At 43.9% G+C, this 21,020-nt stretch carries 19 protein-coding genes and 1 other RNA gene; 14 read left to right on the forward strand and 6 right to left on the reverse strand.

Features of this window, described 5'->3' with window-relative positions:
• The first annotated feature begins 70 nt into the window (after positions 1–70).
• Positions 71–1,039 (forward strand): tRNA 2-thiocytidine(32) synthetase TtcA, encoded by a 969-nt coding sequence (gene ttcA, locus EL144_RS07935; protein WP_005703182.1) that lies wholly within the window; start codon positions 71–73, stop codon positions 1,037–1,039.
• A 102-nt stretch (positions 1,040–1,141) separates the two neighbouring features.
• Here the strand turns inward: ttcA and EL144_RS07940 are convergent, their stop codons facing one another.
• From EL144_RS07940 to rnpB, 6 genes are all read right to left on the reverse strand, one after another.
• Positions 1,142–1,630 carry a C40 family peptidase gene (locus EL144_RS07940; protein ID WP_005700493.1) on the reverse strand — a complete coding sequence of 163 codons (489 nt, stop codon included), beginning with the start codon at positions 1,628–1,630 and terminating at the stop codon, positions 1,142–1,144.
• 58 nt (positions 1,631–1,688) lie between these two features.
• On the reverse strand, positions 1,689–1,985 hold the full coding sequence (locus EL144_RS07945; protein WP_005700494.1) for an integration host factor subunit alpha: 297 nt from the start codon (positions 1,983–1,985) through the stop codon (positions 1,689–1,691).
• Positions 1,986–1,988: 3 nt separating this feature from the next.
• Complete coding sequence (pheT, locus tag EL144_RS07950) at positions 1,989–4,379, reverse strand: phenylalanine--tRNA ligase subunit beta (protein WP_005703184.1); 2,391 nt, start codon at positions 4,377–4,379, stop codon at positions 1,989–1,991.
• 19 nt (positions 4,380–4,398) lie between these two features.
• Positions 4,399–5,388, reverse strand: a complete 990-nt coding sequence (gene pheS / locus EL144_RS07955) for a phenylalanine--tRNA ligase subunit alpha (RefSeq protein WP_005703185.1) — start codon at positions 5,386–5,388, stop codon at positions 4,399–4,401.
• Positions 5,389–5,642: 254 nt separating this feature from the next.
• The gene (gene htpX, locus EL144_RS07960; RefSeq protein ID WP_005703186.1) at positions 5,643–6,509 is read right to left on the reverse strand and encodes a protease HtpX; all 867 of its coding nucleotides are present in this window, start codon (positions 6,507–6,509) and stop codon (positions 5,643–5,645) included.
• 165 nt (positions 6,510–6,674) lie between these two features.
• An RNA gene (gene rnpB / locus EL144_RS07965) (RNase P RNA component class A) lies at positions 6,675–7,063 on the reverse strand.
• A gap of 211 nt (positions 7,064–7,274) precedes the next feature.
• On the opposite strand from rnpB, the gene EL144_RS07970 reads away from it, so the two are divergent.
• The 13 genes from EL144_RS07970 to EL144_RS08030 all read left to right on the forward strand — a co-directional run bounded on the left by EL144_RS07970 (position 7,275) and on the right by EL144_RS08030 (position 20,903).
• On the forward strand, positions 7,275–8,057 hold the full coding sequence (locus EL144_RS07970; RefSeq protein ID WP_005703187.1) for a hypothetical protein: 783 nt from the start codon (positions 7,275–7,277) through the stop codon (positions 8,055–8,057).
• An 81-nt stretch (positions 8,058–8,138) separates the two neighbouring features.
• Entirely contained in the window at positions 8,139–9,074 is a 936-nt protein-coding gene (locus EL144_RS07975) for a KpsF/GutQ family sugar isomerase (protein WP_032994831.1), read from the forward strand.
• Positions 9,074–9,628, forward strand: coding sequence for a KdsC family phosphatase (locus EL144_RS07980; protein WP_005703189.1), 555 nt, complete (start codon positions 9,074–9,076; stop codon positions 9,626–9,628). Before EL144_RS07975 ends, EL144_RS07980 begins: the two co-directional genes overlap by 1 nt.
• 180 nt (positions 9,629–9,808) lie before the next feature.
• Positions 9,809–11,356: an anthranilate synthase component I gene (trpE, locus tag EL144_RS07985; RefSeq protein ID WP_032994833.1), complete on the forward strand. Its 1,548-nt coding sequence runs from the start codon at positions 9,809–9,811 to the stop codon at positions 11,354–11,356.
• Between the two features lie 10 nt (positions 11,357–11,366).
• Positions 11,367–11,954 (forward strand): aminodeoxychorismate/anthranilate synthase component II, encoded by a 588-nt coding sequence (locus tag EL144_RS07990; RefSeq protein WP_050332686.1) that lies wholly within the window; start codon positions 11,367–11,369, stop codon positions 11,952–11,954.
• 93 nt (positions 11,955–12,047) lie between these two features.
• Entirely contained in the window at positions 12,048–12,440 is a 393-nt protein-coding gene (locus EL144_RS07995; protein WP_005703192.1) for a tautomerase family protein, read from the forward strand.
• Between the two features lie 11 nt (positions 12,441–12,451).
• The gene (trpD, locus tag EL144_RS08000) at positions 12,452–13,453 is read left to right on the forward strand and encodes an anthranilate phosphoribosyltransferase (protein ID WP_032994893.1); all 1,002 of its coding nucleotides are present in this window, start codon (positions 12,452–12,454) and stop codon (positions 13,451–13,453) included.
• 33 nt (positions 13,454–13,486) lie between these two features.
• Positions 13,487–14,917 (forward strand): bifunctional indole-3-glycerol-phosphate synthase TrpC/phosphoribosylanthranilate isomerase TrpF, encoded by a 1,431-nt coding sequence (gene trpCF, locus EL144_RS08005; protein ID WP_050332688.1) that lies wholly within the window; start codon positions 13,487–13,489, stop codon positions 14,915–14,917.
• A gap of 379 nt (positions 14,918–15,296) precedes the next feature.
• On the forward strand, positions 15,297–16,463 hold the full coding sequence (hybO, locus tag EL144_RS08010; protein ID WP_005703197.1) for a hydrogenase 2 small subunit: 1,167 nt from the start codon (positions 15,297–15,299) through the stop codon (positions 16,461–16,463).
• Positions 16,456–17,496, forward strand: a complete 1,041-nt coding sequence (hybA, locus tag EL144_RS08015) for a hydrogenase 2 operon protein HybA (RefSeq protein WP_005700514.1) — start codon at positions 16,456–16,458, stop codon at positions 17,494–17,496. The genes hybO and hybA overlap by 8 nt, the downstream gene beginning before the upstream one ends.
• On the forward strand, positions 17,489–18,715 hold the full coding sequence (gene hybB, locus EL144_RS08020) for a Ni/Fe-hydrogenase cytochrome b subunit (RefSeq protein WP_065336495.1): 1,227 nt from the start codon (positions 17,489–17,491) through the stop codon (positions 18,713–18,715). The genes hybA and hybB overlap by 8 nt, the downstream gene beginning before the upstream one ends.
• Positions 18,715–20,424 (forward strand): hydrogenase 2 large subunit, encoded by a 1,710-nt coding sequence (hybC, locus tag EL144_RS08025; protein ID WP_005703200.1) that lies wholly within the window; start codon positions 18,715–18,717, stop codon positions 20,422–20,424. The genes hybB and hybC overlap by 1 nt, the downstream gene beginning before the upstream one ends.
• The gene (locus EL144_RS08030; RefSeq protein ID WP_005703201.1) at positions 20,424–20,903 is read left to right on the forward strand and encodes a HyaD/HybD family hydrogenase maturation endopeptidase; all 480 of its coding nucleotides are present in this window, start codon (positions 20,424–20,426) and stop codon (positions 20,901–20,903) included. The genes hybC and EL144_RS08030 overlap by 1 nt, the downstream gene beginning before the upstream one ends.
• The last annotated feature ends 117 nt before the right edge of the window (positions 20,904–21,020 follow it).

A 21,020-nucleotide genomic window follows, 5' to 3' on the forward strand; every position in this document is an offset into this window, starting at 1 on the left:
GACACAGGAAAAGCACTTTTTACATATATTCAATAATTTGTTTATACAAGAACTCAGGCATTAATATATAATGAATGGTTTTCTACCCCTTAACAATATTGATGTGGTGAACACTGTTATGCAAACCGAGAAAAAACAAACTTACAATCTTAATAAATTACAAAAACGCCTACGTCGTAATGTGGGCAACGCCATTGCCGATTTCAACATGATTGAAGACGGAGACAAAGTGATGGTGTGCCTTTCCGGTGGCAAAGACAGTTATACTTTGTTAGATATTTTGCTGAACTTGCAACAAAATGCACCGATCAAGTTTGATATTGTGGCAGTGAATCTAGACCAAAAACAACCTGGCTTTCCGGAACATGTTCTACCCAATTACTTACAAAGTATCAGTGTGGATTACAAAATTATAGAAGAAAATACCTATGGCATTGTGAAAGAGAAAATTCCTGAAGGCAAAACCACCTGCTCACTCTGCTCCCGCTTACGCCGTGGTATTTTATATCGCACCGCAACAGAATTAGGCGTGACTAAAATCGCTTTGGGGCATCATCGTGACGATATGTTAGCTACCCTTTTCTTGAACATGTTCTATGGTGGAAAGTTAAAATCCATGCCCCCGAAATTGATTTCTGATGATGGCAAACAAATCGTTATTCGCCCGTTGGCTTACTGCAAAGAAAAAGATATTGAAAAATATGCTGTGGCCAAAGCTTTCCCGATTATCCCTTGCAATCTGTGTGGTTCTCAACCCAATTTACAACGTCAAGTTGTCAAAGAGATGTTAAATACTTGGGATCGCCAATACCCAGGCCGTTTGGAAACCATGTTTAGCGCAATGCAAAATATTACCCTTTCTCATTTATGTGACCCAAAACTCTTCGATTTTAAAGGTATAAAACACGGGCAGTTAATCGAAGGTGTAGAAGGCGACACTGCGTTTGATGAAGAAAAAATCACACCTATGCAGTTTGATGATGAAGATCAGGCGGATTTTAGTGGGCAAGAAATGATTACGTTTAAAGAAGTGAACTAAAAATATCGTTAAAAAATGCTACTATTTCTGACCGCACTTTTTAGATTAAAAAACAAAAAATCGTAGCTTTTACACTACGATTTTTTTATTGGAATGTGAAATTTAGATCCGTCTTGCCTGCCAATAGGCTTTTCGCCAATAGTCACTATTTAAGGAGGAATAAATCACCCCTCCCTTCGTTGAAGCATGGAGAAATTTATCTTCTTTCACATAAATACCTACATGATAACCGTTAGGTCCACGCCCTGTCTTAAAGAAAACTAAATCGCCGGTTTGGATATCTGCTTTATCAATATATTGGCCATAATTGGCTTGATCTTTGGTTTGGCGTGGCAATTTTATGCCAAAGCGATCAAAAAAGGTAGTCTGTACAAACCCTGAACAATCAACACCTTTACGGCCAGAACCACCTAAAACGTAGGGCGTGCCGGCCCATTCATATTGCTGTTCACTCAACAACGCAATAGCCATAATCGGATCATTAATTTGACCTTTATAATTAATGCGTGAGTTTTTAGTACCACTAGTGGAACACGCCACTAATGTTGCCACACTGCAACAAACCAACAAAGATTTAAAAAACATCTTCATCTATGGGAGTCTCTAAAGTAAAAAGCTATCAATAAGAGACTATTGATAGCTTAGTTAATTAGGCTTTTGGCTTAACTTTTTCTACCCGACTGCGTAATTTTTGCCCCGGTTTAAATACCACGACACGACGGGCAGAGACAGGGACACTTTCTCCGGTCTTAGGATTCCGACCCGGACGGGAGGCTTTATCGCGTAATTCGAAATTACCGAAACCGGATAACTTCACATCATTTCCTGTTTCCAAAGCCACACGGATTTCTTCAAAGAAGCTTTCCACTAAGTCTTTGGCTTCACGTTTACTGAGATGGAATTTCTCAATAAGATTCTCGGCGAGTTCTACTTTAGTTAATGTCATAGTTTAATCTCTCAAGTAAGCATTAAAACGTTGTTTTAACTCAGATAATACCGCTGAAATTACTGTGTTAATTTCATCTTCTTCAAGGGTTTTTTCATTGTCTTGAATCACTAAGCTTATCGCTAAGCTCTTATGTCCTGTGGCAACACCATTTCCTTGGTAAACATCAAATAAATTGACTTGGGTAACTTTATCTCCACCCGCTGCACGACACGCTCCCAACACATCATTTGCCGGCACATTATCCGCAACCACCACCGCTAAGTCGCGACGGTTAGCCGGGAAACGGGAAATTTCTTTTGCACGAGACACATCTCTGCGAGAAATATGCTCAACGGAAATTTCGCAAACAAATGCTTTTCCGGTAAGACCAATTTTTTGCGCAATAGTTGGGTGAAGTTGTCCGATAAAACCAATTTCTTCACCATCCAACATAATTGCTGCAGATTGACCCGGATGTAACGCTGTATATGATTTTGCTACAAATTTTGCTCGATTTCCAGCAGAACTTAACGAAAGTAAGTTTTCAATATAGCCTTTTAAGTCATAAAAATCTGCCGGTGCTGTTTTTTCACTCCATTGCTCGTTAGCTTTGGAGCCCGTCATTACTGCCGCAAACACAGGTTCTTGACGCACACCAAATTCGGCTTTTTCATCCGGTACAAAACGTAATCCAAATTCAAATAAACGGACACGATTTTGTTGACGATTTTGGTTATAAATCACTGCGCCAAGTAAACCGGTTAACAAAGAAACCCGCATTGCGGACATTTCCACAGAAATCGGATTTGGTAACACCAAGGATTTAACTTCAGGATGAAGTAAACTTTGAATTTTCGGATCAACAAAACTATAAGTAATCGCTTCATAGAAATCACAGCTAATTAACGCCGCTTTAATACGCGATAATTCAACATCTGCTTCTTTGTGTTCGCGCATACGTAAATGTGCTAACGGTGCATTATTCGGAATATTGTTATAACCATAAATACGGGCGACTTCTTCAATTAAATCTTCTTCGATTTCAATATCAAAACGCCAAGATGGCGCAACAACCGTCCAACTGTCGTTAGCGTAAGAAACCTGTAAACCAAGACGTTGTAAAATATCCGTCACTGTCTCGGTTTCAATATGATGACCGAGTAACGCATCTAATTTGTGACGTTGTAATGTAACTGCTTGGCGTTTCGGTAAATGCTGTTCGCTCATCGCCTCACAAATCTCACCGGCTTCCCCACCACAAATTTCAAGTAAAAGTGCGGTTGCTCTTTCCATCGCTTTGCGCGGAAGCTCAAAATCTACACCGCGTTCAAAACGGTGAGAAGAATCCGTATGTAAACCATACTGACGGGCACGACCGGTAATCGCCAACGGAGCAAAGAAAGCGGCCTCTAAGATCACATCTTTTGTAGCTTCCACATTCACACCGCTTGCTTTACCACCGAAAATCCCGGCCATCGCCAATGCGCCACTTTGGTCTGCGATAACCAATGTATTTGGTTGTAATTTCGCTGTTGTACCATCTAATAGCACAAGTTCTTCGTTTTCTTTTGCCATTCTGACTTGTACCGGCTGGACAACTTTTGCCATATCAAAGGCATGCATCGGTTGGCCAAGTTCAAGCAAAATGTAGTTAGTCACGTCCACGATCGGGTCAATAGAACGGATACCACAACGGCGTAATTTTTCCTGCATCCACATTGGTGATTGCGCTTTAACATTCACGTTTTTCACCACGCGTAATAAATAACGAGGGCAGGCTTCGGCAGCTTGAACATCAATTTGTACTTTATCGCTAATGGTCGGTTTAACTACCTCAAAGTGCGGTGGATTTTCGTGGAGTTTATTCACCACGGCTAATTCACGCGCCACACCGGCAATGCTTAAGCAATCCGCACGGTTTGGTGTTAAGCTAATCTCAATGGCGTTATCATCTAATTTTAAATAATCACGTAAATTGGTGCCGATAGGTGCATCTTGTGGCAACTCGATAATACCATTCGCATCAGATTCAATGCCGAGTTCGCTGAATGAGCAAAGCATGCCTTCGGAAGGTTGTCCGCGTAATTTGGTTTTCTTAATTTTGAAATCGCCCGGTAATTCAGCACCCTCTACCGCACAAGCGACTTTTAAGCCTTGACGGCAATTCGGCGCACCACATACGATATCTAATAAACGCTCGCCGCCGACATTCACTTTGGTCACGCGTAATTTATCTGCATCGGGATGTTGCGCACACTCCACCACTTCACCTACAACAACGCCGCTGAAATCACCGGCAATCTTTTCTACACCGTCAACTTCCAAACCTAACATGGTAATTTGATCGCAAAGTTGCTCCGTAGATATCGCCGGATTAACCCATTCGCGTACCCATTGTTCACTAAATTTCATACTTATCTCTCACTCAAAATTATTTAAACTGTTTCAAAAAGCGCAAATCATTCTCGAAGAATGAACGTAAATCTGTGACGTTGTAGCGTAACATAGTTAAACGCTCTACCCCCATGCCCACTGCAAAGCCGGAGTATTCGTTCGGGTCAATGCCGACATTACGTAAAACGTTAGGATGCACCATACCGCAGCCCAACACTTCTAGCCATTTTCCGTTTTTACCCATCACATCCACTTCGGCAGAAGGCTCGGTGAACGGGAAGTAAGACGGACGGAAACGCACTTGCAAGTCTTCTTCGAAGAAAGCGCGTAAGAAATCGTGCAACAAACCTTTTAATTCGGTGAAATTCGCATGTTTATCCACATACAACAATTCGATTTGATGGAACATCGGTGTGTGGGTTTGGTCGTAATCGTTACGATACACGCGTCCCGGCGCCATAATGCGAATTGGTGGTTGTTGTTTTTGCATGGTACGAATTTGTACGCCGGAAGTTTGCGTTCTCAATAATAATTCGGGATTAAACCAGAACGTATCGTGATCGGCACGCGCAGGGTGATGTTTAGGAATATTTAAGGCATCAAAATTGTAATAATCGCTTTCGATTTCAGGACCGGACTCAACAGAAAAACCCAATTCGGAGAAGAATTTAGTTACGCGCTCAATGGTAATGGAAACCGGATGTAAACAACCCATTTCCACTTTACGTCCCGGTAAACTCACATCAATACGTTCGTTTTCCAATTGCGCATTAAGTAAGGCCTGCTCCCACTCTGCTTTTTTTGCATTTAAAAAATCTAATGCCGCTTGTTTGGCTTCGTTAATTTTCGCGCCCATGGCCGGACGCTCTTCCGCCGCTACATTACGCAATTCTTGCATTAATTGGGTAAAGTGACCTTTTTTACCAAAATATTCCACGCGAATTTCATCAAGTGCCGCAAGGCTTTTATCTTCAATTTTGTCTATAGCATTTCTTGCTTTATCCACAAGATCTTTAAGATGCTGCATAAATATCCTCTGTGATGATGTCTTTAGTCTAAAAAATGGTTCCAATAATAATACTAACTGCTTAGAAAATCACGCGATTTATCCATATCGATGCAAATTATTCACAAATCTAAATATCACGTGAGAAAAAATATTCAAAAAAACAACCACACTTTAAAATCAGTACAGGCGTTTATGCTGAAACTTTTTAGCTACTTTCTTTCATGCAAAAAAATAGAGGCTTAAAAAACCTCTATGATTGAATAGTAAAAATCTTAGCGATTTTGTAACGCTTCAATGCGTTTTTCTAACGGTGGGTGACTTAAAAATAACTCTTTTAACCCACCGCCGTGTTTACCGTTAATAGCAAATGCCGCCAATGTAGAACCTTCCAATTCTTGTGGTTCATGCAAACTTTGTAGGCGTTTTAACGCATCAATCATTTTTTGTTTGCCAACTAAATCCGCCGATCCCGCGTCTGCTCTGAATTCGCGTTGACGGGAGAACCACATGGCGATCATGCTGGCTAAGAAACCGAATACCACTTCAAGCACCATAGATACTAAGAAATAGATACCGGAATTGCTTGAGCTTTCATTGCCTTGATTGCGGGAATTCGCAACTACGTTGGCAATTAAGCGGGACAAGAAAATCACGAAGGTGTTAAGTACGCCTTGTAACAACGCCATGGTCACCATGTCGCCATTTTTAATGTGACTAACTTCGTGCGCCAACACAGCTTCAGCTTCGGCACGGGTCATTTTATTTAATAACCCGGTACTCACCGCCACCAAGGAATTTTTTTGACTCGCGCCTGTGGCAAAGGCATTTACATCGGCAGAATGATAAATCGCCACTTCAGGGTGTGGCAAACCGGCTCGATCCGCTTGCGAATACACGGTTTCAACCAACCAACGTTCCATTTCATTGCGTGGTTGTTGAATCACTTCTGCGCCCACCGCACGAATCGCCATGCTTTTGGACATTAATAAAGAAATAATGGATCCCGCAAAACCGAATAATGCAGCAAAAATCATTAAGCCGGAGGCATCACGGGCTTGAATGCCGGTCAACGATAAGATGATATTAAATACCAACAATACCGCCATGTTGGTGGCTAAGAAAAGTAAAATGCGCATCATAGATAAAAACTCCCTAAATAAAATAATAATGAAAACACGCTCGGCTATAATGGCGATAAAAAACGGAAAATCAAGTATGCCAATGAACTTTATAAAAAAAATGACAATGTTTGTTAGACATTGTGAGAAAAAGTGCGGTGAATTTTGACAATGTTTTTGAAAAGAAAATGGAGTTGGTCGATAAGCCGGGTTCTGTCGTGGACAATCATTCATCTAGGCGCATATTTACACATACGCTCAAGCAACCTACCCGAATCCTGAACGGGCCATTCATTGGATTCCTATTTGGTCTTGCTACGAGTGGAGTTTACCCTGCTACCAACCGTTACCGGCGGCACGGTGCGCTCTTACCGCACCCTTTCACCCTTACCTGATCCCTTACGGGCCATCGGCGGTTTGCTCTCTGTTGCACTTGTCGTAGGCTCTCGCCTCCCGGACGTTATCCGGCACTCTGCCCTGTGTAGCCCGGACTTTCCTCCCGTCTACTTGTCCCCTAGGTTACGCTTGCGCAAATTTGAGGGCTTCAATAGACCGGCGATTGCCTGACCAACTCGACGCGCAGTATAGCCTAAATTTAGGCTGAAATATAGGGATAAAATCGCCTTTAACTATGTAGCAGTAAAAGTGCGGTCGATTTTAAACACGTTTTTTCGCATAAAAAAATTTTGTGAAAAACAACCGTACTTTTGACTTATAAGCATTGAATTACGCCCTGCTAAGGCGTATAACCTACAGCGGAACTTTCACTTGAACATTTTATAAGCTATGACATTTGATACAACGCGCAATGCCGCTTTAACGGTGAAAACCCGCTATCCGCAACAAACAACCGATGTCACTTACCAACAGGGCAGCAATGTCATCTTTCACAGAACTTTTGATGCCTTTGAATATATGTACAAAAATTTTGATGGCAACTTGCTGATTCAATTTTGTCACCGTAAAGGCAGTGAAGATGGCGGAAAGCTGGTGTTTATTAATATGTTAACCGGGCAAACCCGCTTTTCCGTTAATCCGGAATTCGGCCGACAAAAAAACTTCAAATGGCGTAATAATCAACTCTTTGTGGTTTTCCCTTATGGTGAATTTGCCATTAACGAAGAAGGTAAACTGGCGGACAGAAGTGCTTTTTTGCGCGCTTGGGTGAAGACCGGCAGCATCGATATTATCCCGCCGCTTCGAGAGTTATTTGAAAACATCGATCAATCGTATGATGCCCTGCTTTGGTATCAATGCGAGCTGGATAGTTATATTTATAGCCATCAGCGTCATCTGCATGCACTCACCAAAATCAGTGAAGCGCTTAAATTAAAGGGCGAAATTTGTGAATACCAAAAAGATTATTACCGTGCTTTTCGTTCTTACACCTTAGCGATCAAAATCAACCCGCATTTAGATATTCAAAAAAATCTGGACAGGGTCGCCAGCTATCTGCATCCCGATTTAATAGATTCTGTGAATATGGCGCTTGGGTTATATGCTAACGCTATGATTCGTATGAATAAAGATGTGAAGAATACAGCTTACAAGAAATATAGTGTTAAATAGAAAGTTAGGCTAGAATGAGCGCCATTTAAAATACATGAAAAAGTGACCGCACTTTTTCCCTTTCCGACAAAAGGAATCCCAATGGATTATTTACAAATCGCTCGTGAAACCTTGAGCGTTGAAGAAAAAGCCCTCGGGCAATTAAACCAGAAATTAGATCGCACTTTTGCCGATGTCGTAGAATTAATCCTTGCCTGTGAAGGCCGTTTAGTAATCGGTGGCATCGGTAAATCCGGCTTGGTGGGGAAAAAAATGGTCGCCACCTTTGCTTCCACCGGTACACCGAGTTTTTTCCTACATCCTACGGAAGCCTTTCACGGCGATTTAGGCATGCTGAAACCCATTGATGTGGTCATGCTCATTTCCTACAGCGGAGAAACCGATGATGTCAACAAACTCATTCCAAGCCTAAAAAACTTCGGCAACAAAATCATTGCACTCACTTCCAATAAAAATTCCACTTTAGCGCGCCATGCGGATTATGTGTTGGACATTAGCGTAGAACGGGAAGTCTGCCCGAACAATCTTGCACCGACCACTTCCGTGGTTGTGACCATGGCATTAGGCGATGCATTGGCAGTTTGCTTAATGCGCGCCCGTGATTTCCAACCGGAAGATTTTGCGAAATTCCATCCGGGCGGAAGCTTAGGCCGCCGTTTGTTATGCCGTGTGAAAGATCAAATGCAAACCCGTTTACCGGTTGCCGCCTTAACGACCTCCTTCACCGATTGCTTAACCATTATGAACGAAGGGCGTATGGGCGTGGCGTTAGTCATGGAGCAACAGCAATTACGCGGCATTATCACCGATGGCGATATTCGTCGTGCATTAACGGCCAACGGTGCCAATACGCTTACCAAAACCGCACAGGAATTGATGACCTCTCATCCGAAAACCATTCATCAGGATACCTATTTATCTGAAGCAGAAAATTATATGAAAGCGCACAAAATTCATTCTTTGGTTGTGGTGGACGATGCGCAAAATGTCGTAGGATTAGTGGAGTTCTCAAGCTGATGACAACAGAATTACAAGAAAAATTAAAACAGGTGAAATTCGTTATCACCGATGTGGATGGCGTATTAACGGACGGTTTGCTGCACTACGATGCTAACGGCGAAGCGCTCAAAAGTTTTCATGTGCGCGATGGTTTAGGTATTCGGATGTTGATGGAAGCCGGCATTCAGGTCGCTGTGTTATCCGGACGTGATTCGGCAATTTTGCGCAAACGCATTGCCGATTTAGGCATTAAACTCGCTTTTTTAGGCAAGCTGGAAAAAGAAAGCGCCTGTTTTGAATTATGCCGCCAAGCCGGTGTTGAGCCGGAGCAAACGGCTTACATTGGCGATGACAGCGTTGATCTCCCCGCTTTCGCTATTTGTGGACTTTCCTTCGCGGTTGCCGACGCGCCGGAATATGTCAAAAACTGTGCCGATTACACCTTAGGTTTAGGCGGTGGCAAAGGCGCCTTCCGTGAAATGTCCGATATGATTCTAAACGCCCAAGGCAAAGCTGAAATTTACAATTCAGCTCAAGGATTTTTGAAGACGGCGAAAAAGATGGCGCAGTAAAAACGCCGTGGAAAACGACCGCACTTTTTGATTCATATCGTGGGCGGATATTAAATCCGCCCTACTTCGCTATTCATCCATTTCCACCATTCTTAAACAAAATTTTTATTTTTCTTGACTTTCAACTCTTGTACTAGTTTAATAGTGCAAAATTTATTTCATGCTTTTAAGGAAATGAGAATGTTTTCCGCTTTTATTCAAACTTTTACGCAAAACGTACCTTATCACAGCGACCCTACCGCCATTTTCGCCACATTATGTGAAAACAAACCGAATACGCTACTTTTAGAATCTGCTGAGATCTCCAGCAAAAACAGTCTGAAAAGTTTATTACTCGTTAACGCGGCCATAAAAATTTCCTGTTTGGGACAACGCGTGACTTTTCATGCGTTGACCGACAACGGTGCTGCAGTGTTACCGTTAATTGCGCAAAAGTTCTCGGCACAGGTAAACGTAAAATCCCAAACAAGCACCGAACTGCAAGTGGAATTCAAACCTGCCGACAATAATGCGGACGAAGACAGCAAATTATTGGCACACGGCATTTTCGACGGGTTGCGTTGTTTCACCGAACTTTATCAGGCAAGCTCGTTGCCGATTTTTTTAGGCGGGTTATTCGCCTATGACTTGGTGGCAAATTTCATTCCGATGGAAAACATCACTTTGCAAGATGATGGCATTACCTGTCCGGATTATTGCTTTTATTTAGCGGAACAATTACTGGTGATCGACCATCAATTGCAACAAGCGGAATTACAAACCTTTTGTTTTGCACAAAATGCGTTGGCTACGTTGCAACAGAACGCCCAAGAGATTGCCAAAAAACTCTTGGAAATTCGACCGCACTTAAGCCTCAAATCGGCTTCTACCGAGGTTGCCATTAATTTAGATGATGATAAATTCAAGAAAATTATTGAACGCCTGAAGCAACATATTTATTGCGGCGACGTGTTCCAAATCGTGCCGTCCCATCGTTTCTCCCTTGAATGCCCGAATACGTTGGCGACTTATCGTCAGTTAAAACAAAACAACCCAAGCCCGTATATGTTTTTTATTCAGGACGAGGATTTCACTCTATTCGGTGCCTCACCGGAAAGTGCCTTGAAATATTCGCAAACTACCCGTCAGTTGGAGATCTACCCGATTGCCGGTTCTCGTCCGCGCGGTTTTGATGCTGACGGCAATATCGATCCCGAATTAGATTCCCGTTTGGAACTGGAATTGCGTTTGGATCATAAAGAACAGGCGGAACATTTGATGTTGGTGGATTTAGCCCGTAACGACATCGCCCGTGTTTGCGAAAGTAAAACCCGCCATGTGAAAGATTTAATGCAGGTGGATCGTTATTCGCACATTATGCACCTTGTTTCTCGCGTTGTAGGTAAACTTCGCCCTGAACTGGATGCGCTACACGCCTACCAGGCTTGTATGAACATGGGTACGCTAACCGGTGCACCGAAAATCAAAGCCATGCAGTTAATTTATCAATTTGAACAACAAAAACGCCACAGTTACGGTGGTGCCGTAGGCTATTTACAATCTGATGGCAATTTTGACACCTGCATTGTGATTCGCTCCGCCTTCGTGCAAAACGGCATTGCCCATGTGCAAGCCGGTTGTGGCACGGTGTTGGATTCCGACCTGCAAATGGAAGCCGATGAAACCCGTCACAAAGCCCGTGCGGTCATCAACGCCATCGTACAAACCAATAAGAAAGCGAATCAATAGGAGTGACATCATGGCAACCATTTTATTTTTAGATAACTTTGATTCCTTTACTTACAATTTGGTGGATCAATTTCGCGGATTGGGACATCAGGTTCACATTTACCGCAATGATTGCGATTTAGCGATTTTAGAAAAAAACGCCTTGGCGCAACCGGATACGATTCTTGCCCTCTCCCCTGGGCCGGGCACACCGGATGAAGCGGGAAATATGATTCCGTTGATTAAGCGATTAATCGGCAAAGTACCGATGTTGGGTATTTGTTTGGGGCATCAAGCGTTAATCGAAGCCTTCGGTGGTAAAGTCGTTCACGCGGGTGAAATTTTGCACGGCAGAGTATCCAGAATTGAACACGACAATGAAGCCATGTTCAAAGGTTTGACCAACCCGATGCCGGTAGCGCGCTATCATTCCCTCATGGGAATTAATTTACCCGATGAATTGATTCCGAACGCCTCTTATAATGGCATTAATATGGCAATTCGCCACCGCACTTTGCCGATTTGTAGCTTCCAATTCCACCCCGAATCTATTTTAACGGTACAAGGGGCACAGTTATTGGCGCAATCGGTGGAATGGTTGTTGAAACGGAATTCATAAGCACGTAGCCTCGTTTCATAACTTGAACTTAAAAATTTAAGGCACGCGTCAGGAGACGCGCGCCATCAATAAATGAGATAAATAGGAAATACAATGATCACAGTATATGGCTTAAAACGCACCCTCTCCCCTCGCAAATCCGCTGTAGCAGAGGTGATTTATAACTGCCTGGAACTTGGCTTAGATGTTGCCAAAGGCAAGCACGCGCTTCGTTTTATTTGTTTGGAAGACGACGATTTTTACTATCCGCATACGACAAACCGCACCGACAATTACATGGTGATTGAAATCAATTTAATGCAAGGTCGTTTGGAACAAACCAAAAAACGTTTGATTAAAATGTTGTTCAGTGAATTTGAATACAAATTAGGCATTAGTCCGTTTGACGTGGAAATCACCATCAAAGAGCAACCGGCGCATTGTTGGGGCTTCCGTGGCATGACCGGCGATGAAGCGCGCGATTTGGATTACGATATTCATAAATAAGGACAAGGATGATGGAAAACCAAGCTCTATTAGAAAAACTTTATGGCGCACAAACCTTAACCGCCGCGGAAAGCGAAGCCTTATTTAATGCCATCATGTTGGGTGAATTAAGCAATGAACAAATCTCCGCCATGTTAGTGGCACTAAAAGTGCGTGGCGAAACCATCGATGAAGTCAACGGTGCCGTATTAGCCGCCGTTAAAAATGCCAAACCGTTTCCGACACCCGACTACCCCTTTGCCGACATCGTTGGCACCGATGGTGACGGCTCCAATACTATCAATATTTCTACGGCATCCGCTATCGTCGCAGCCGCTTGTGGTGCCAAAGTAGCAAAACACGGCAACCGTAGCGTTTCCAGTAAAACCGGTTCAAGCGATTTATTAACCGCATTGGGTGTCAATATCGCTATGTCAACAGAACAAGCCCGCAAAGCATTGGACGACATTGGTATCAGCTTCTTGTTTGCACAGCAATATCACCCCGGTTTTAAATATGTGGTGCCTGTACGCCAAGCCTTAAAAACCCGTACGCTCTTTAATATTCTTGGTCCGCTTACTAATCCGGCTCGTCCGAAACGTCAATTGCTCGGCGTTTATTCTCCTGAACTGATTGATATTTACGCCCAAACCGTTGCCCAATTAGGTCACGAACACACGATTATCGTGCACGGCAGTGGTTTAGACGAAGTGGCAATTCATGGCACTACAGAAGTAGCGGAAGTGCGTAACGGCGAGATTGAACGTTATACCCTAACTCCGCAGGATTTTGGCTTCCAAGTCAAACCGTTGGAAAGTTTGCGCGGTGGCGAACCAACAGAAAATGCGCAAATGATTACCGCACTTTTACAAGGCAAAGGCAAAACGGAACACAACCAAGCCGTTGCCATGAACACTGCACTATTATTAAAACTGTTCGGACAAGAAGACATTAAACAAAATGCACAATGGGTATTGGATGTGATTGCGCAAGGCAAGCCGTTTGAAACTTTACAGAAATTGACGACCTATTAATTTAAAGACCCGTTTTAAAAATAAGACATAAACATGATCACACAAGACTTTTCCAAACCACTTGAAACCGCTACGGTGTTACAAAAAATCGTGCTCGACAAAGCCGAATGGGTAAAAAACAAAGAAGCGGAATTTCCGTTAAGTGAATTTGAAAAAAACATTCAAAAATCCGACCGCTCTTTTTATGATGCGTTGGCAAAAGGCACGCACCAAAAACCGGCGTACATTTTGGAATGTAAAAAAGCCTCGCCTTCCAAGGGGTTGATTCGCAGTGAATTTAAACCGACAGAAATTGCGCAGATCTATAAACACTATGCCAATGCGATTTCTGTACTGACAGATGAAAAATACTTCCAGGGCGATTTTGCCTATATCAAACAAGTTTGCGACGTTGTCACACAACCGGTGTTGTGCAAAGACTTTATGATCAGCGAATATCAAGTTTATTTGGCGCGTTTTTACCAAGCCGACGCGATTTTACTCATGCTTTCGGTGGTGAACGACGAGACTTATCGCATCTTGGCAGATTTGGCACATTCTCTTGGCATGGGCGTGTTGACCGAAACCAGCAACGAAGAAGAATTTGAACGCGCCTTGGCGTTAGGGGCGAAAATTATCGGTGTGAATAATCGTAATTTGCATGATTTAAGCGTGGATTTAAACCGCGTGGTGGCATTAACCAACCGATATGCCGACCGCATTCCTTCCGACGTACGAATTATCAGTGAATCAGGCATTTACGATCATCAACAAGTACGCGAATTGCAACACGTTGCCCACGGCTTCTTAATTGGCAGCAGTTTAATGGGCAGTCCCGACTTAAACAACGCCGTGCGTGAAGTGATTTTTGGCGAAAACAAAGTGTGCGGTTTAACCCGTGCGCAAGACGTAAAAACCGTTTACGAAAGCGGCGCATTGTACGGCGGGCTGATTTTTGTCGAAAACTCCAAACGTTGTGTCAGTTTACGCCAAGCCCAAGAATTGGTGACAGCAGCCCCACTTCGCTTTGTGGGCGTGTTTCAAAATCAAGACATTGATTTTATCGTGAAAATCGCGCAGCAATTACAGCTCTATGCCGTTCAGTTACACGGCGATGAAACGTCGGCATTTATCACCGCACTTCGCACCGAATTGCCTGAAAGCATTCGCATTTGGAAAGCCATTTCCGTGGATGTAACCCATCAAAGTGCGGTGGTTTTTGACGACGTTTCTGAGATTGATCGTTTTGTTTTCGATAGCAAGTCAGGCGCACAACGAGGCGGTACAGGCGAAGTTTTCGATTGGTCGCTAATTCCTGCCCATCTGAAACATAAAATCCTTTTAGCCGGAGGCATCAATCCAAACAATATTGATGCGGCATTGGCACAACATTGTGTCGGTGTGGATCTGAATTCCGGCGTGGAAAGTGCTCCAGGTGTGAAAGATGCCGAAAAAGTGCGGTCGGTTTTTGCAAAGATTTTGTAATGTCAGGAAATCACAACACGAATGATGGTACTAAATGATGGCGCGCGTCTCCCGACGCGTGACCTTTCTCTTAATTCCAAAAAGCATTTTCTATGATAACAAGTGCATCAAGAAACGCGCTATCAAATTACAAAAAACATTTCTCTCCTCTACTCTAATTTTTCTTCTTTGCTCGAAATAGAATTATTATACCCATTTCCAGTTACAATTCGTTAACAAATGAGAATAAATCTCAATTAGGTAATAAAAACAACAAGTTAAATCGCATTTTCTTACAAAAAGTAAGGATGTTTTTGACAATGATCAATTAAATTTCCATTTCACGGGAATATCATACGCAAGATAACCATACGAATAATATGCCAATTGGAGTGATAATATGCAAAAAAGTGATGGATTATTTTCTGCCTTAGCAGAAGTTTCCCGTCGGGATTTCATGAAATTATGTACCGCACTTGCGGCAACCATGGGATTAAGCTCAAAAGCCGGTGCGGAGATGACCGCCGCTTTAACCGAACCGAAACGTCCGCCGGTGTTATGGATTGGCGCGCAAGAATGTACGGGGTGTACCGAATCCTTACTACGCGCTACCCACCCAACGGTAGAAAATTTGGTATTGGAAATGATTTCTTTGGAATACCATGAAACCCTTTCCGCCGCCTTTGGTGAGCAAGCCGAAGACAATAAACACAATGCCATTAAACAATATTACGGCAAATATGTCTTGGTGGTTGACGGTTCTATTCCGATGAAAGACGGTGGCGTTTATTGCATGGTAGCAGGCAAACCGATTGTGGAACACATTCGCGAGGCCGCCAAAGGCGCTGCTGCCATCATCGCCATTGGTTCTTGTGCCGCGTGGGGCGGCGTACCTTCCAGCGGTGGTAACCCAACCGGTGCAAGCAGCTTATCTGAAGTATTACCAAAAGGCACACCGGTTATTAATATTCCGGGCTGTCCACCAAATCCACATAACTTCCTTGCGACAGTCGCTTACATTCTGACTTATAAGAAATTGCCGGCAATGGACAAACTTAATCGTCCGTTATTCGCTTACGATCGCTTAATTCATGAAAACTGCTATCGCCGTCCACATTTTGATGCCGGACGTTTTGCTAAAGAATACGGCGATTACGGTCATCGTCACGGCTGGTGTTTATATCATCTCGGTTGTAAAGGGCCGGAAACTTACGGCAACTGCTCTACCTTAGAATTTTGTGATGTCGGCGGCAATAACTGGCCGGTAGGTATCGGGCACCCTTGCTATGGCTGTAATGAAAAAGGCGTAGGCTTTACCAAAAGCATTTTCCAATTATCCAGCGTGGAAAATCCAACTCCTCGGGTGGAAAAACCGGATGTCAATAATGCGGAAGGTTCAAGTGCCAGCATGACGGCAATCGGTTTATTAGGCGGTGCGGCCGCAATTTTGGCCGGGGTCAGTGTTGTCACCTTACGGGAACTTAGTATTCAACACAAAGCCCGTGCAGCCGTCAAAGCCGCAGAAAAAGCAGAGAAAAAACAACAAACAGGTAAATCAAATGGATAGACGCAATTTTTTAAAAGCAGGTTTGCTTGGTGGCGTTGCGGTAGGTTTGCCTGTCAGTAAAACGCAGGCAAGCGAAAATTTACCGCCCATTCCGACCGCACTTGGCATGTTGTACGACTCCACTCTTTGTGTGGGTTGCCAAGCTTGTGTGGCGGAATGTCAGCAAGTCAATAAAACCGCAGTGAATCCCAAAGGCGAACAAACCTGGTCAAACAACGACAAACTTACGCCGTTCACCCGCAATATCATTCAAGTTTGGTCGGATGGCGACGGCAAAAATAAAGACCAAACAGACAACGGCTATGCTTACATTAAAAAACAATGTATGCACTGCGTTGACCCGAACTGTGTTGCCGTTTGCCCTGTTCAAGCCTTAACGAAAGATCCGAAGACCGGCATTGTGAAATACGACCCCGACATTTGCACGGGCTGTCGTTATTGCATGGTAGGTTGCCCTTTTGACGTACCGAAATACGATTACGACAACCCATTCGGCGAAATCAGCAAATGTGAACTGTGCAATCAAAAAGGTTTGGAACGCATTGACAAAGGCGAACTGCCGGGTTGCTGTCATGTTTGCCCGACCGGCGCCATTATTTTTGGTACCCGTGAAGAGTTATTGGCGGAAGCCAAACGTCGTTTGCATTTAATTCGCGGCACGGAATATGACTATCCGCGCCAACACGTTAACAGTACCGATAAATATCGCGCTACTGTGCCGGCGTATCAATATCACATTTACGGCGAAACGGAAGGCGGTGGTACACAAGTGTTAGCCTTAAGCGGCGTACCTTTCGAAAATCTCGGCTTACCGCCACTAGATGAAGTTGCCACGGGAACCCGAGCAGCACATTTACAACATTTTCTCTATCGCGGTTTGGCATTGCCATTAGTGGCACTTGCAGGTTTAACCTTTATGACTTACAAAAATATGCATGGTGATAAGATTGCCGAGCGTATTGCGGCTCAAAAAGAAGCGATGCGTCAGGCACGTAAAGAAATCGAAGAAGCGGAGGATGATGATCATGAGTAATCCACGTCCGGTGGGCGGTCGTTTAATTTCCGCCGCTATTCTCTTTTTTGCCCCCCTTGCCGTACTTTGTATTTTATTGATTGTAAAACGGTTGGTCTTCGGGATTGGTTCCGTAACTGCTCTTAACGGCGGTTATCCTTGGGGGTTATGGATTGCCTTTGACTTGCTCGTCGGTACAGGATTTGCCTGTGGTGGTTGGGCTTTGGCTTGGGCGGTGTATATTTTCAATAACGGGAAATATCACGCTCTCGTGCGTCCTGCCCTGCTTGCCAGTTTATTCGGCTATTCCCTCGGCGGTTTATCTATCACCATTGATATGGGGCGTTATTGGCACTTGCCGTATTTCTACGTTCCGGGACAGTTCAACACCAATTCCGTGTTGTTTGAAACGGCATTTTGTATGACCGTGTATATCATTGTGGTGACCTTGGAGTTTGCCCCAGTATGGCTCGGTTTCCTCGGCTTGAAAAAATGGTTTAATAAACTCAATAAAATCATGTTTTTCATTATTGCCTTGGGTGCCTTGTTGCCGATGATGCACCAATCTTCCATGGGGTCTTTAATGATTGTGGCTGGCCATAAAGTGCATCCGGTATGGCAAAGTTATGAAGTCTTACCGATTCTCTCCTTGCTCACTGCTTTCATTATGGGCTTCTCTATCGTCATCTTTGAAGGTTCCTTAGTGAAAGCCGGTCTTGCAGGAAAAACACCTGACGAACGTCATTTATTCACTCAATTGGCACGAGTTACCGCAGGCTTGATCTTCTGTTTCCTTGTGGTACGTTTCGGCGAATTGATTTATCACGACAAACTACAACTGGTGTTCGGTTTTGACAAACTAACCAAATTTGAAGCGTGGATGTTCTGGATGGAAGTTTGGCTAATGGTTTTACCATTGTTAACCCTCTTCCTTGGTGAGAAAAAATCCGACTCCCGTTGGTTGTTTATTTCGGCACTCAGCATGTTACTCGGCGCCGCATTATGGCGGATGAACTACTCGCTTATCATGTATAACCCGGGCAACGGCTATAAATATTTCCCATCAGCGGAAGAATTGTTGATCTCAATCGGTTTCGTGTCCATTGAGGTTTGTGCCTATATTTTAATCATTCGTCTGTTCCCGGTCTTGCCGGTCTTTAAAGAAAAACACACAGAAGAATCAGAAAAAATCATTGCCGAAAAAGCGGCATTCAGTAAAAAACTTAGCGGAGCAGAATAATGTCAGAAAAAAAACGTATCTCAATTGACCCGATTACCCGTATTGAGGGGCATTTACGTATTGATTGCGAAATTGAAAACGGTGTTGTTACCAATGCTTGGTCTTCCGGTACCATGTGGCGTGGTATGGAAAATATTGTAAAAGGTGCCGATCCGCGTGATGCATGGATGATTATGCAACGTATCTGTGGCGTATGTACCACTGTACACGCGATTATCAGCGTGCGTGCCGTAGAAGATGCTATTGGTGCTAAAGTACCAGTCAATGCACAATATATTCGTAACATGATTCTTGCAGCACACAGTATTCACGACCATATTGTACATTTCTATCAACTCTCCGCCATGGACTGGGTGGATATCACCGCCGCCCTGAAAGCGGATCCGGAAAAAGCGGCAGATATGCTAAAAGGCGTTTCCACATGGTCGTTAAATAGCGCCAATGAATTCCGCAATGTACAGAAAAAAGTTCAGGCGTTGGTAGATAGCGGACAGCTCGGTATTTTCGCTAACGGTTATTTCGGTCATGCTGCAATGAAATTGTCGCCGGAAGTAAACCTCATTGCCGTAGCGCACTATTTACAAGCCCTTGAATGCCAACGTGATGCAAACCGTGTCGTAGCATTGCTCGGCAGTAAAACACCGCACATCCAAAACTTGGCTATCGGTGGCGTGGCGAACCCGATTAATTTGGATTCCCAAGCCGTGCTTAATCATGAACGTCTAATGTTCGTGAAAGCTTGCATTGATCGCTTAGGCGATTTTATCAACCAAGTTTATAAAATCGATGCTGCCGTATTTGCGGCTTTCTATCCGGAATGGCTGAGTCTTGGCAAAACGTCCGGTAACTACTTAGCCGTGCCGGAATATCCAATTGATGCGGATAATTCTAAATTCGTGTTGAAAGGCGGTTATGTTGAAAACAGCGATTTATCCACTTTCCGCGCCATTGACAACCAAAAAGACGAGTTCGTCGTAAAAGGCATTAAAGAAAGCGGTAAACACGCTTGGTATGAAGACGACGAACCGCTCGAACCTTGGGTGGGTTTAACCCGTCCGAAATACACCGGTTGGCAAGATGACGGCAAATATTCTTGGGTAAAAGCGCCGACCTTCTACGGCAAAGTGGTAGAAGTCGGTCCGCTCGCCTATTTAATTTGCGGCTTGGCGGCGAATGACAAACCAACCGTTACCCATTTCAACGAATTAAAAGGCATTTATGAAAAATTGACCGGTAATACCTTAACCACCGACCAATTACACTCCACCCTTGGACGCATTATCGGTCGTACAGTCCATTGCTGTGCACTAAATGACATTCTAGGTACACAATGGCAAATGCTCATTGATAACATCGCCAAAGGCGACACTACCGCTTATATCAAAACTGACATTCCGGCAAGCGGCGAATTCCGTGGTGTTGGCTTCGGTGAAGTACCACGCGGTATGCTTTCTCACTGGGTTGTTATTAAAGACGGCCGTATTGAAAACTACCAAGCGGTTGTACCATCTACATGGAATGCAGGTCCACGTAACGAACAAGACCAAATGGGCCCTTATGAGCTTTCCATTATCGGTACACCGGTGGCGGATCCGACTAAGCCGTTAGAAGTGGTTAGAACTATTCACTCTTTCGACCCTTGTATGTCCTGCGCCGTGCACGTTGTTAACACAGAAAACGGCGAAGTGACTGAAGTGAAGGTGTTGTAATGAAGCCGTTAATTCTTGGTGTCGGCAATATTTTGTTAAGTGATGAAGGCGTGGGGGTGCGTGTTGTACAGGAGCTTGAAAAACGCCCTGAAATTCAACCGCACTTTGATGTCATCGACGGCGGCACTTGTGGCATGGAATTACTGGATGCGATGGCCAATCGCGAGTATTTGATTATTGTCGATGCCGTGCTTGCTAATAAACAACCGGGAGAAATTATCGTGTTGCATGACGATCAAGTGCCAACCTTTTTCTCCCGCAAAATTTCGCCGCACCAACTCGGCATTTGTGATGTGCTTTCCGCCATGAAATTAACGGACGAATTCCCCAAACACCTTTGCCTTATCGGCATCCAACCGGAATCGCTAGAATCTGGAATTGGCTTGACGGAAACAATACAAAAAGCATTACCGAATGTTTTTACAACCTTGAATCAAGTGATTGCTGAATATGGTTTGAATCTAGACGCCCCTCTTTAGAAAAGAGGGTAATTAATAGAGACAAGAGTTAAATCTCCCCTAACCCCTCTTTACAAAAGAGGGGAACTTTATTTAAGGTTTCGCCTGTTATTCTTTAATCCCCTGATAGCGCGTCTC

Origin of the sequence: Aggregatibacter aphrophilus ATCC 33389, assembly GCF_900636915.1 — a bacterium.
Taxonomy (GTDB): Bacteria; Pseudomonadota; Gammaproteobacteria; order Enterobacterales; family Pasteurellaceae; genus Aggregatibacter; species Aggregatibacter aphrophilus.